This is a genomic window from Nonomuraea monospora (assembly GCF_039531895.1).
Lineage (GTDB): Bacteria > Actinomycetota > Actinomycetes > Streptosporangiales > Streptosporangiaceae > Nonomuraea > Nonomuraea monospora.
On record NZ_BAAAQX010000002.1, the window covers coordinates 44,518 to 57,455 of the forward strand.

Here is a 12,938-nt window from a genome sequence, read left to right on the forward strand (position 1 = left end):
CTCCATCACGGCATGCAGCATGGCACTTCCGGGCACCCCGAGGAGCCGTGTCATGGCCAGGCCCCCATCCCGGGCTTCGCCCGGCGAGGAACACCCGGCGGCCTCCGCCACCGGCCCGCGCAGGCCCCGCCGCCTGACGTTCACGCCCATCGTGCTCGGCCTGGGCCTCGGAAGCTGCCTCAGCGCGCTCAACGTCATCCTGGCCTTCAAGGCCGGAACCGGCTTCGGCGGTGCGATCGTGACCGTCCTGCTCGGCGGCGCCGTCCTGCGCCTGCTGCGAGGGCTGCACTGGCGGACGCTCTTCCTCACGTACGCCGTCGCCTCAGGCGGCACCCTGGCCGTCACCGCGATCGACACCAGCATCGGCGCCGTCCTCCTGAGCGGCGCCGCACCACCGCCCTGGCCCGCCCTGATCGCCCTCGGCCTGACCGCGAACCTGCTGGGCCTCCTCCTGGGCATCCTCCTGGCGCCCTCGATCATCAACGACCGCACCCTGAAATACCCGGCCCTGTGGCCCGTCATCGACCTCATGCACGCCCTCACCGACGCCCGCGACCGCGAAACGGCCGCCGGCCAGCAACGCCTGATCCTCATCGGCGCCACCGTCGCGGCCGGCCTCTCCTTCGCGGCGACCCTCGCGAACCGCACCTCCCTTCCGCTCACCCCTGGCCCGTCCGCCTACCTGGCCGTGTCGCTGTCACCGATGCTCTTCGGGCTCGGAATGCGAATCTCCGGGACGGCCGCCGCCTGGGTGGGGGTCGGTGCGGCGTACTCGCTCGTCGTGTGGTGGCTCGGGTCGCCGCAGCGAGCGCCCGCCTACATCGAGCACCTGGGCTCGCCCTGGATTCTCGCCGTCGGGGTGGGCCTTTTGCTGGGGTACGCCTGCGGCTTCCTCGCGAAGTTGTCCGGCGGAAAGCTACGCAACCGCAGGCAGAGCCTTACCACCGACCTACGTGTACCCGGAAGAAGCCGCCGCTGGAAGGCGACCGTGGCAGGCACCGCCGTGCTGCTCCCGATCACGATCGCGGCCTCGTCCCCATGGCTCCCACCCACCACGGCGCTCATCCTCATCGCCCTGCCCCCGCTCTTCGCCCTGCTCCTGAACCGCGTCAACGCCGCGATCGGCATGGCCCCCGTCGGGGTCTTCCAGTACCTGACCATCGTCGTCCTCGCCCTCCTCCACGTACCGGCGCACACGACGTACCTGCTCACAGCCTTCATCTGCTGCTCAGCCCTGTCCTCCGCCTACTACATCGAGGCCGCCAAGGTCGCCGCCACCTCCCCGACGGGCCAGCTCCCCGCCGGACACCGCCTCTTCACCTACCAGGCGATAGGCAGCCTGGCCGGAGTCGCGACCGGCATCGGCCTGCTCTCCGCGATCACCCAACTGGGCACCCTCGGAACAGCCGACTTCCCCGCCCCCACCTCAGCCGCCCTGAACTTCCTGAACACCCTGCTCAAAGGCTCAACCGACTACACACAAGAGACCACGACCTTCCTCCTCTGCGCGGGGCTGGCCGGCCTGGCCCTAGCCTGGTCCACCGCCATGCCCACCATGCTGGCCCTCGGCGTCCTGCTCCCGGCCGCGACCTGCGCCGCCATCCTGCTCGGCAGCCTCACCAGACTCTCGCTGGAACGCCGCAGGCACGACCACGGCACCTTCGCCGCCACCCTCGGCTCGGGACTGATCCTCGGCGGCGGCATCGCGAACGCCATCCTCCTGCCGCTTCAGGTGCTCGCCCCATGAGCAGCCGATGCAAAGCCCGATCATCATGAATGACCGTTACAACGAGTGAACGATCCGATACGTTACGCGTCAATACGCGTACAGCATGTCCGGACCCGAAATCCGGAAGATCCTGGAGGAGATCATGGCGTCCACCGCCTGGCCCGTCTACAGTCCCTTCGCCCGCGAACACTTCGGCCGAGGCAGGGAAGAGGGCCGGGAAGAGGGCAAGATCAAGGAGGCCGCCGAGGCGGTGCTGCTCGTTCTGGCCTCCCGCGGATTCAACATCCCGGACAGCATCCATACCATGATCACAAGCACCAAGGACCTCACTCAACTGCACGATTGGATCACCCGCGCAGTAAATGCCCCGACACTCCAAGACCTGTTCGGCAAGCCCGCTGAGCAGGGCGAAGAGTAGGGATCTCCCGCCCACCGCTCGCGTGATCGCCATCCATCGGGCAGTTCCTGATCAGGTCGGCCGTTTCAGCCCGGCGGCCCGCTCCAGGAACACCTCCCGCTCACGCGCGTTACGCGTCAGCCCGGCCGCGCGCCGGAACTCAGCCGCGGCCTCCTCCTCGCGGCCGAGCTTGGCCAGCAGGTCACCGCGAACGGCCGGCAGGTGCGCGTAGTCGCGGAGCGCACGCTCGTCCAGGAGGGCGTCGGCGATCTCCAGGCCCTGGGCGGGGCCGTGGGCCATGCCGACCGCGACCGCCCGGTTGAGCTCGACCACAGGTGACGGGGTGAGGTGGGCCAGGAGCCGGTACAGGGCGGCGATTCTGGCCCAGTCGGTGGCCTGCGGGGTGAGGGCCTGGGCGTGGCAGGCGGCGATGGCGGCTTGGAGGCCGTACGGGCCGAGCGTGCCCAGGGCCTCGGCGCGGCGCAGGGCGTTCAGGCCGCGGCGGACGAGGAGCCGGTCCCAGCGGCTGCGGTCCTGGTCGAGGAGGAGGATCGGGGTGCCGTCGGGGGCGGTTCTGGCCGGGAGGCGGCACGCCTGGAGCTCCATGAGTGCCAGGAGGCCGTGCACCTCGGGTTCGGCGGGCATGAGGCCGGCGAGCACGCGTCCGAGGCGCATCGCCTCCTGGCAGAGGGACGGGCGCGTCCAGTCCTCGCCCGCGCTGGCCGCGTAGCCCTCGTTGAAGATCAGGTAGATGACTTCGAGTACGGACGCCAGCCGGGCGGGCAGTTCGGCGGGCGGCGGCAGCTCGATGGGGATCCGCTTGTCGGCGAGCGTGCGTTTGGCGCGGGAGATGCGCTGGCCGACGGTGGGTTCGGGGGCGAGGAAGGCCCGGGCGATCTCGGCGGTGGTGAGGCCGCCGAGCAGCCGGAGGGTGAGGGCCAGCCGTCCTTCGACGGGCAGCTCGGGGTGGCAGGCGGTGAAGATGAGGCGGAGCAGGTCGTCGCCGATGTGGTCGTCGAGGGCGTCGTCGAGCTCGGCCTCGGCCCATTCCTGTCGCAGCTCCATGTCACGGCCGATCTGTTGCAGCTTGCGCTGGTAGGTGTCGCGGCGGCGGAACTGGTCGATGGCGCGGTGCTTGGCGGTCTGCGTCAGCCAGGCGCCCGGATTGTCCGGTACGCCGTTGCGCGGCCATTCCTCCAGCGCCGCCACCAGGGCGTCCTGGGCCAGCTCCTCCGCCAGCCCAAGGTCGTTGACCATGCGGGCCAGCGCGGCGATGACCCGGGCGGACTCGATGCGCCAGACCGCTTCGACCGCCCGGTGGGAATCGGCTGACGTCATGCGTCCTGAATATCGCGATCAGGCGGGCGGCGCGAAGTCCGCGGGGCCGAACAGTCTGAGCACGTCGGCCTGGCCCTCCCAGCCCGGCCACAGCTCGTGGTGCAGCCTGACGAAGCGGGAGGCCCATTCCACGGCCTCCTCCTTGGTCCTGACCTCGTACAGGGCGTAGCTGATCATCTCTTTGGCCTCGGCGAACGGGCCGTCGCTGACGATCAGCCGGCCGCCGCCGACCTCGACCCTGGCGCCTTCCGAGCTGGGGGCCAGTCCGCTGGTGTCCAGCAGGGCGCCGGATTCGGTGGCTTCCTGGCCGAGTTTGATGATGGCGTCCATGAGGTCGGCGGGGGGCGGGCCGTCGGGCTGGGCGGTGACCTTGAGGGTGACGAGGTAGCGCATGGTGGCAGGGCCTTTCAGTGGGATGGCTGATGAGAGAGGACTTCAGGCGGAGCGGGACAGGTTCAGCGACATTAGCGACATCCACGTCCAGAGGGCGAGGATGCCGGCGACGAACGCCAGGTTGGTCCAGGCGACCCCGCCGCCGCTGGCGATGCCGAGGAACGAGCCGAGGAAGACGGTGCCGGTGACGCGGGAGTACCAGGCCCAGCCCTGGTGGCCGTCGCGGGCGTACCGGGAGGCGATGACGTAGCAGGCCGCGACCGCGCAGAGGAAGCCGACGCCGCCGACCGCCATGTGCAGGGTTCCGGAGAGGGTGATGGCGCCGGGTCCTTCCGGGGTTCCGGCGGGGAAGCCCATGGCGGGGTCGGCGGGGAAGAGGGCGGCGCCGATCATGCTGGCGCCGAACGCGCCGAGGAGGATCGGCGCCCACCGCGCGCCGCGTCCCGGGGTGAGGGCGTGGCGCAGGCCCGCGGCGGCGGCGATGGTGGCCAGGGCGGTGAGGACGAAGTTGACGGTCTGGATCCAGCCGAGGTCGCCGTTGGCCAGGTAGCTCCAGGGGTGGCGGGCCAGGTCGAAGCCCTCCCTGGTGAACGCCTGGACCAGGGCGACGGTCACGTACATCGGGCCTGCCAGGACGCCGCAGCCGAGCAGGAGGCGGCGGGGTGCGGAGATCGGGCGGGTCTGGTTGTGGGCGAGCTGAGTCATGGTGAGCCACCTTGCGTTCGCGGGGCCGGTCTGTCCGGCTGTCTGGCATGGCGGCGAACGAGCCGGGCCGTTTTCGACACGTCCTCAGAAGTTTTTTCTCGCGGACGGGTGCGCGCTCTGTGTCGTCTGGCATATGCGTGGCCGGACCCGCGGCGTCTACTGCTGCCATGGTGATGGGGATGGTGGGCCGTGACGGTGAGGCGGCTGTGCTCTTGGGGCTGATCGGTGAGGCTCGGCTTGGCAGGGGCGGGGTCGTGCTGGTCACGGGAGAGGCGGGGATCGGGAAGTCGCGGCTGCTCGGTGAAGGTGGTGATCTCGCTCGTGCGGCTGGGCTGGTGGTGCTGGGTGGGCGGGCGGTCGAGGGGGGTGGCACCTTTCGGGCGGTTGCGCAGGCGTTGGCCGGACGTTCCTCGCCGGGGGCGTTGCCGGAGGGGTTGCGGCCGTATCGGGGGATGTTGGGGCGGCTTGTGCCGGAGTGGGCCGAGCCTGGTGACGCGCCGCCGCCGCACGTGGACCCGATTCTGGTGCTGGGTGAGGGGCTGCTCCGGCTGTTGCGGGAGGCCGGAGATGGTGGGGGCGGGTGCATGCTCGTCCTGGAGGACGTCCACTGGGCGGACGCGGACACGCTGGCCCTCATCGAGTACCTCGCCGCGGCCAGCAGCCGGTGGCCCGTCCTGATCGTGGTCTCCGCCAGGGATGACGAGCCCGGCGCCCCCGACCACCTGGACCGTCTTCTCCTGCTGCCGGAGGTAGCCACGCTACGGCTCGGCCGCCTGTCCGACGCCGACATCGAGGTGCTGGCCAGACGCCGCGCCGGCGCCGTCATGCTTCCCGGCGAGTTGCTCAGTCACGTGGTGGCCCAGTCGGACGGTCTGCCCTACCTGGCGGAGGAGCTGGTGGCCGGGATACTGGAATCGGGCACACCCCAGGTCACGCCTCGCCTCGCCTGCCGCATCACTGCCCGCCTGACGACGCTCACGCCCGCGCAGCGCACTGTGCTGGAGGCAGCCGCGGTGCTGGGCGACGAGGTGGACGCGACGGTGCTCGGGCCGGTGACCGGCCAGCCGGAGCCCGAGGTGCTGGCCGCGCTCCGAGCAGCGGGCCCTCGGTTGCTGGTGCGAGCCGCGGACTCGCAGGCGCCGGTGCGAGGCGCAGGCCCGCAGGCGGCGGACGAGGCGGGAGGGCGGTTGCGGTGGCGGCATGCGCTCACGCGTGAGGTGGTGCTGGCATCGGTCACGCCGCCCGAGCGGGCCGCCGTGGCGCGCCGCGCCGCCGAGGTGCTGCTGAGCAGGGCCGATCCGCAGCATGACGCGCACGCAGCAGCGCTGCTGGCGGCGGCGGGTGAGCGGGAGAGGTCGGCCGGGATCCTGCTCCGGCTGGCGAGGCGAGACCTGGCCGGCGGCGCCCTGCACAGCGCGGAGGACCTGCTGGCGCGGGCGTCCGCGGCTCAGGCTCTGCGGCCGGTCGTGACGATCGAGCAGGTACGCCTGCTGACCCTGCTCGGCCAGCCCCACACCGCGATGGAGTCCGGCGCCTGGGCGCTGGAGGAGCTGACCGGCGACCGGCACGCCGAGTTGTGTCTGCGGCTGGCCGAAGCGGCCGTCGTCGCCAGGTGCTGGCGGGCAGCCGACCGGTACGTGGAACGCGCCGGACGTCCAGGCGACCCGTGGGCGCTGGTGCTCGCCGCCGATGCCGCGTTCGGGGCGGGTGACCTGCGGCGGGCGGTCGAGCTGGCGGCCGTGGCCGTGGAACGGGCGGAGCGGGCCGGACGCTGGGAGACGGTGTGCCGGGCGTTGACGACCGTCGGCCGGTGCGCGCTGGGGCACGACCTGGAGGTGGCGCGCGAGGCGTACGGGCTGGCGGCGCGGGTGGGGGCGGAGCACGGCCTGCTGCCTGCGCGGGTGACGGCGCTGTTCGGGCTCGCCGCGATCGAGCTGCTCGGCTCGCCGGACTCGCCGCTGCTGGCGGAGGCGCGTGAGCTGGCCCGGCGTACGGGGCTGCTGGCCGAGGTGGTGCGGACGGATCTGCTGCGGGTGAACTCGGCCGTCACCGTGGAGGGGCCGCGTGCGGCCCGTGACCTGGCCGTGCGCACAGCCGAGCGGGCCGGACGACTGCGGCTGCACGGGATGCGGGCGGTCGCGGAGGTGTTCGCCGCCATGGGGTACGCGGCCGAGGGCGACTCGCCACGGATGGAGGCCGTGCTGGCGGACGCGGCGGCCCGTCCTGATCCGCCCGTCGAGGTGGCCGCGCAGGTGCACGCCACCCGGGGGCTGCTGCACCTGCTGCGGCACGACCTGCCGGAGGCGACCGCGCTGTTCGACGCCGCGTTGCGTGACCTGGTGGGGCGTTGCGAGGCGGGGCCCGTACAACATTGGGGTCTGTGGGCGCTGCTGCGGACGGTCGTCGCCGATCGGGACGCCGAGGCGCGTGAGACGCTGCGCCGCTCGCCCGCGGTGTTCCGGGCGGCGAACAGGGCGGGGCTGCAGTACGCCGACGCCGTCGCCGCCGGGCGGGAGGGGCAGGGGGCGCGGGCGGCGGCGCTGTTCGCGGAGGGTGACGGCACGCTGGCCGAGCACCACTGGTGGCGGCGGCTGCTGCGCCTGTTCGCGCTGGAGGCCGCGATCGCCGACGGGTGGGGTGATCCGGTGCCCGCACTCCGTACCGACCTGGAGGCGCATCTGCGCGCGGGCGACGCGCAGCTCGCCCGCATCTGCCGCGACCTGCTGCGCGGCGCGGGCGCGCCGACCCGGCGGGGCCGGGGGCTGGCCACGGTTCCGGACGGGCTGCGCGCCGCCGGGGTGACCAGCCGGGAGATGGACGTGCTCGGCCTGGTCGCCGAGGGACTGTCCAACAGGAAGATCGCCGAGCGGCTGTTCATCTCGCCGCGCACCGTGGACACGCACGTGTCGAACCTGCTGGCCAAGACGGCCTCCACCGACCGGGCGGAACTACGTGCCCTGGCCCGCCGTCCTTAACTCGGTGGGAACCACGGATCCGCCGCCACCCCCGCCGCGGCGAAGCTCGTTCACAGAGTCACTCATCTGTGAAGGAGTTCCATGTCCACCGCAACGGTTCGGCGCCGCGTCAGCGCGGCCCTGCTCGGCACCATCGCGCTCGCCGGTCTGACGGTCACCGCCGCCCCCGCCCAGGCGGCGGTGCCGCACGTCGAGTTCGGCCTGAAGACGTCGTTCGGCACCCTGGTGCTGACGGCCCGCGCGCCCGTGCCCCACTCCAAGGTCGGCTTCACCTTCGACAACGACAGCAGCCAGGCCCAGTGGGCCTTCCTCAAGGAGCCGGACAACTCGACCGGCCGGTACGTCCTGCGCTCCACCGAGAACACCAGCAACCCGCTCTGCCTCGACGGCTTCCCCGACTTCGTCACGCTCCAGCCGTGCAACGGCAGGCTCGAACAGCTCTGGACCTACAGCAGCAGCCTCGGCCTGAAGACCGTGCTGACCGGCAGGACCGCCTTCCTGCCTGCGGGCGACGTCCTCAGCCCGGACACGAACCTGATCACGAGCACGCAGACGACCCGCCTCACGCGGCTTTTCGTGCCCTGATCACGAACGAACGGGGCTCACAACCCTTGACCCAGCCTGTTGAGCGGTCTACATATATATTCACCGCCAACTATCCATTCGCGCATAGAGAGGCCGAATGTGAAGGCATCGATCCCCGTTCTCGTCACAGCGCTCGTCTTAGTCACGGCCCCGGCCGCCGCGGAGACCGGTCCCCGGTTCTCGGCGCCGGGACGTGGCGGGACCTGCGTGGACGCCCCCCTCACGATCACCTTCCCCGAGCCCGTCACGCTGGGCTCGGCGGGAGCCGTCGAGATCCGGCGCGCGGACGGCACGCTCGCCGACCGCATCGAGGCGGCCACCGCCAGGACGGACAAGAAGAACATCGGCCAGGCGATCTCGGACACGGGGCTGCCGCACGACTTCTCGTACGAATCGATCATGGTGGACGGGAGCACCGCCACCATCCATCCGCACCACCGGTTCGACTACGGCCGGCGGTACACCGTCACCGTCGAGGCCGGCGTCTTCGCCGGGCAGGACGCCGCGAGCTGGAGCTTCACCACCAGGAAGCACCCGCCCCGCGACCTCCGCCACCTGACCGTCTCCGCCTCCGGCGCCGGCGACTTCTGCACCGTCCAGGGCGCCGTGGACGCGGTGCCGACGGGCAACACCCGGCCGGTCACCATCGACGTCAAGCGCGGCGTCTACACCGAGATGGTCTACGTCCGCGAGGACCGACCGCACGTCACCGTCAAGGGCGCGGGCGCGGGGCGCACCGTGATCCAGTACCCCAACAACGACCTGCGCAACGGCGACAAGGCGCTGGTGAACGGCGGCCCGGCCGACGTGTGCCCGCGCCGCGTGCTGGAGACGTCCGACCTGCACAACTGCTGGCGGCAGACGTTCGGCGTGGACGCGGCCGACTTCCGGCTCGCCGACCTCACCGTGCACAACACCACCCCGGACGGGGGCTCGCAGGCCGAGGCCTTCCGGGGGAACAACGACCGCATCGCGCTGGAGCGGGTGAACCTGTTCAGCAACCAGGACACGCTGCGGCTGCAGGGCAAGGGCTTCGTCACCGACAGCCACATCCGCGGGGACACCGACTTCGTGTGGGGCACGGGCACCGTGTTCATCCAGGACTCGGTGCTGGAGTCCACCGACCGCGGCTACATCTCGCAGAGCCGCAGCGACGCCACGCGGCCCGGCTACGTGTTCGTGCGCACCAGGTTGACGCGGGCGGCCGGGGTGCCGGACGCGTCCGTGGTGCTGGGGCGGACCGCCGTGTGGCGGTTCACGCACAGCCAGGCGGTGTTCATCGACACGAAGATGGACGCGCACGTGGCGCCGGTGGGGTGGCAGATCGATCCGAACGACTGCGCGCAGGCCGGGTCGGCGTCGTTCTGGGAGTACGGGAGCACCGATCTGGACGGGCGGCCGATCGACACCTCGCAGCGGCTGGCGTGCTCGCGGCAGCTCACGGCCGAGGAGGCGGGGCGGTGGAGCGATCCGGCGTTCGTGCTGGGTGGCTGGGATCCCGAGGCCTGGCGTTGATGGAGGGGAGTAACGAGATGACGGACATGACGGCGGACGCCTCCAAGGACGGCCCGGGTGCGAGTCGGCGCAGGATGCTGGGCGGCGTGCTGGGCGGGATCGGCGCAGCGCTGGCCGCCGGCGTGCCGGCGAGCGCCGCGGCAGCGACCACCTCGGGGAGGACCACCGCCGCAGGAAGCGCCGCCACCGAAAGCGGCCCGGCGGCCGTACGCGGGGGCAAGCTCGCGCCCCGCCCCGTGGCACCCGTGAACCAGGAGTCGGCGGCCAAGTTCGGCCCCGAGTACAAGACCCTCCCCCCGGCAGCCGCGGGCGTGGACATCGAGCCCCTGATCGGCATCACCACCCCCGAAGAGATCACAGCCCGCCGCCGGCAGATGATCGACTTCATCTGGAAGGGCGCCGGTCTGCCGAAGACAACCCCCACCGTCGAAACCGGCATCCCCACCCCGAGCGAACTGGCTTCACTGACGTCCGTACGTCGCATCGACCTCCTGACGGTCCCCCTCAACTACAAGATCACCGCCAAGGTCTACGACCTCCTCCCCCGCAAACCGTGGAACCACCGCCTGGCCCTCTACCACAACGGCCACGGCGAGCCCCTCGACACCATGCTCCGCACCATCCAGCCGCTCCTCGACCGCGGCTACCGCGTGATGACGTACGCGATGCCCTTCCACCACTGGAACGCCGGCCAGCGGATCGAGGACCCGAAGACCCCGGGCACGATGCTGCCGAGCCCCTCCCACAAGGAGCTGGGCCCGTGGGAGAGCGACACGTTCTCGACGCTGACGTTCTTCCTGGAGCCGCTGGTCGTCACGCTCGACCACGCCCAGGCCACCTACCGCCCGAGGTCGGTGGAGATGCTGGGGCTGTCGGGCGGCGGCTGGACGACCACGGTGTACGCGGCGCTGGACCCGCGGATCAACCGCAGCTACCCGACGGCGGGCTCGCTGCCGTTCTTCCTGCGGGCGGCCTCGCCGAAGCCGAGCCCGACCACCGGTGACTGGGAGCAGACGCGGGCGTCGTTCCCCGGCTTCTACTCCTCCATCACGGCGGGCACGGCCGACGACTACCTGCAGATGTACGTGATGGCCTCGGTCGGCGAGAACCGGGGGCAGTTGCAGATTCTCAACCGCTTCGACGAGTGCTGCTTCAACGGCGTGAGCCACCGCGTCTACCAGGCTCCGGTGCGCGACCGGGTGGCGCTGCTGGCGGGCGGGCGGCCGGAGCGGGGCCGGTGGGACCTGCTGGAGGACGCCACGCACGACGATCACACGATCTCGCCGCACGCGCTTGACGTGATCCTCTGGGATCTTGACACGGCAAATGTCACAACCTAATATCGGAATATAGATACATTGCTGAATAAATATTCATGGCGGGAGTCGCATGGCGGACAGAACCTTTTCCCATCGGCGCCGGGTGATCATCAACACCGATGCGAAAAACGAGGCGGACGACCAATTCGCCATCGTGCACGCCCTGCTCTCCCCGAGCCTGGATATTCGCGGTCTGGTGGCCGCGCATTTCGGCAACCGGCGCACCCGGTCGAGCCTGGAGGAGAGCCGGGCGGAGATCGAGCTGCTGCTGCGGCTGATGAAGCTCGACGGCCGGGTGCCCGTGGCGGACGGCGCGCCGTACGCGCTGCCCGACGCCGGCACCCCGGTCCCCGCGCCGGGCGTCGAGCTGATCGTCGAGGAGGCCATGCGTGACGTGGCCGAGCCGCTCTACGTGGCCTTCCTCGGCCCGCTCACCGACATGGCCTCCGCTCTGATGCTGGAGCCGCGCATCGCCGAGCGGGACGTGACCGTGATCTGGATCGGCGGCGGCGGGTACGACGGGGTCGGCCCGCAGGGGCCCCGGCCCGAGTTCAACCTGTCCAACGACATCACGGCCGCCAACCTCGTCTTCTCCTCGGCGCTGAAGGTCTGGCAGATCCCCGCGCCGACGTACCGGATGATGGCCGTCGGCTACGCCGAGCTGGACGCGAAGGTCGCGCCGTGCGGCGAGATCGGCGAGTACCTCGTCCGCCAGCTCGTGGAGTGGAACGAGCGGCAGCACGGCGGGTCGATCGAGTTCCGCGTGCTCGGTGACTCCCCCGCGATCGGCCTGATGCTGCACCCCGACTGCGGGACGTGGGCCGAGCGGCCCGCGCCGAACTTCCGCTACGACGGCACGCACGACTTCTCCGTCGCCAACCGGCCGATCCGCACCTACGACTCGATCGACGCGCGCTTCATCCATGAGGACTTCTTCGCGAAGCTGCGCGCCTTCGCGGATCACCGCTGATGGGAGGAACGAGGACCATGCTGACATTCGGCGCCGGAATCTGGGCGTTCGGGCAGATCGTCGACAGGTACGCCACCGACGGCTACGGCCCGGCCAGGACGATGACGCAGATGCTGGACCTCGCGGCGGCCGTGGACGGGCTGGAGTGCCTGGACGTCAACGTGCCGTTCGCCGAGGGCATCGACAAGGCGCCGGAGCTGGCGCGGGCGCTGGCCGACCGCGGGCTGCGGGCCAGGGCGATCACGCCGCACCTGTACACCAGGGAGTTCGCGAAGGGGGCGTTCACCAACCCCGACCCCGGGGTGCGCCGCCGCGCCGCCGAGCGCGTGCACGAGGCGGTGGACGTGGCCAGGGAGCTGGGCGCCGACTACGTGAAGTTCTGGCCGGGCCAGGACGGGTTCGACCTGCCCGGCCAGGCCGACTACGCGCGGCTGTGGGAGCTGACGGTCGGCGCGATCCGCGACCTGGCCTCGGCGCATCCCGACGTGCAGTTCGCGATCGAGTACAAGGCCAAGGAGCCGCGGGTGCGCATCACGCTCGCCGACGCGGCCCGCACCCTGCTGGCCATCGACGAGTCCGGGCAGCCGAACGTCGGCATCGTCATGGACTTCGGCCACTCCCTGCTGGCCGGCGAGACGCCGGCCGAGGCGGTGCAGCTCGTGCACCGGCGCGGCAAGCTGGTCTCGGTCGAGCTGAACGACAACTGGCGCGGCTGGGACGACGACCTGCCGGTGGCCTCGGTGCACCTGTTCGAGACCATCGAGTACCTGCTGGCGGTGCGCAGGATCGGGTGGAGCGCGCCCGTCCTGCTCGACCAGTTCCCGTTCAGGGAGGACCCGGTACGGGCTCTGTCGGAGAGCATCAGGACCATCCGGGCGCTGGAGCAGGTGTGCGACCGGATCGACCTGGAAGCGCTCAGGGACGCCCAGGAGCGGCAGGACGCGCTGGCGGCGCAGGCGATCCTCTGGTCGGCGATCGGGATGGCCCGTGCGACCTAGCGAAACGACGACGG

11 protein-coding genes are annotated in these 12,938 nt (G+C 71.3%); 8 read left to right on the forward strand and 3 right to left on the reverse strand.

Going from position 1 to position 12,938, the window contains the following annotated elements; all coding sequences use genetic code 11:
• Positions 1–52 precede the first annotated feature (52 nt).
• Together ABD331_RS03605 and ABD331_RS03610 are read left to right on the forward strand one after the other, a co-directional pair.
• A complete protein-coding gene (locus ABD331_RS03605) occupies positions 53–1,747 on the forward strand; it encodes an OPT/YSL family transporter (RefSeq protein ID WP_344470788.1) in 1,695 nt (564 codons plus the stop codon).
• 85 nt (positions 1,748–1,832) lie between these two features.
• Positions 1,833–2,147 carry a hypothetical protein gene (locus ABD331_RS03610; RefSeq protein ID WP_344470789.1) on the forward strand — a complete coding sequence of 105 codons (315 nt, stop codon included), beginning with the start codon at positions 1,833–1,835 and terminating at the stop codon, positions 2,145–2,147.
• A gap of 51 nt (positions 2,148–2,198) precedes the next feature.
• On the opposite strand, the gene ABD331_RS03615 is transcribed toward ABD331_RS03610, so the two are convergent.
• The 3 genes from ABD331_RS03615 to ABD331_RS03625 are packed head-to-tail and all read right to left on the reverse strand — an operon-like array spanning position 2,199 to position 4,562.
• The gene (locus ABD331_RS03615; protein WP_344470790.1) at positions 2,199–3,464 is read right to left on the reverse strand and encodes an RNA polymerase sigma factor; all 1,266 of its coding nucleotides are present in this window, start codon (positions 3,462–3,464) and stop codon (positions 2,199–2,201) included.
• Positions 3,465–3,482: 18 nt separating this feature from the next.
• A complete protein-coding gene (locus ABD331_RS03620; protein ID WP_148442216.1) occupies positions 3,483–3,857 on the reverse strand; it encodes a YciI family protein in 375 nt (124 codons plus the stop codon).
• A 42-nt stretch (positions 3,858–3,899) separates the two neighbouring features.
• Positions 3,900–4,562 carry a DUF998 domain-containing protein gene (locus ABD331_RS03625; RefSeq protein ID WP_344470791.1) on the reverse strand — a complete coding sequence of 221 codons (663 nt, stop codon included), beginning with the start codon at positions 4,560–4,562 and terminating at the stop codon, positions 3,900–3,902.
• A 179-nt stretch (positions 4,563–4,741) separates the two neighbouring features.
• Here ABD331_RS03625 and ABD331_RS03630 point away from each other — a divergent pair, with 179 nt between their 5' ends.
• The 6 genes from ABD331_RS03630 (at position 4,742) to ABD331_RS03655 (ending at position 12,924) form a co-directional block, all read left to right on the forward strand.
• Positions 4,742–7,537: an ATP-binding protein gene (locus ABD331_RS03630; RefSeq protein ID WP_344470792.1), complete on the forward strand. Its 2,796-nt coding sequence runs from the start codon at positions 4,742–4,744 to the stop codon at positions 7,535–7,537.
• An 81-nt stretch (positions 7,538–7,618) separates the two neighbouring features.
• Complete coding sequence (locus ABD331_RS03635) at positions 7,619–8,122, forward strand: hypothetical protein (RefSeq protein ID WP_344470793.1); 504 nt, start codon at positions 7,619–7,621, stop codon at positions 8,120–8,122.
• A gap of 99 nt (positions 8,123–8,221) precedes the next feature.
• A complete protein-coding gene (locus ABD331_RS03640; protein WP_344470794.1) occupies positions 8,222–9,637 on the forward strand; it encodes a pectinesterase family protein in 1,416 nt (471 codons plus the stop codon).
• Between the two features lie 17 nt (positions 9,638–9,654).
• Positions 9,655–10,977 (forward strand): hypothetical protein, encoded by a 1,323-nt coding sequence (locus tag ABD331_RS03645; protein ID WP_344470795.1) that lies wholly within the window; start codon positions 9,655–9,657, stop codon positions 10,975–10,977.
• Between the two features lie 49 nt (positions 10,978–11,026).
• Entirely contained in the window at positions 11,027–11,926 is a 900-nt protein-coding gene (locus ABD331_RS03650; RefSeq protein ID WP_344470796.1) for a nucleoside hydrolase, read from the forward strand.
• A gap of 17 nt (positions 11,927–11,943) precedes the next feature.
• Positions 11,944–12,924 (forward strand): sugar phosphate isomerase/epimerase family protein, encoded by a 981-nt coding sequence (locus ABD331_RS03655; protein WP_344470797.1) that lies wholly within the window; start codon positions 11,944–11,946, stop codon positions 12,922–12,924.
• Positions 12,925–12,938 lie beyond the last annotated feature (14 nt).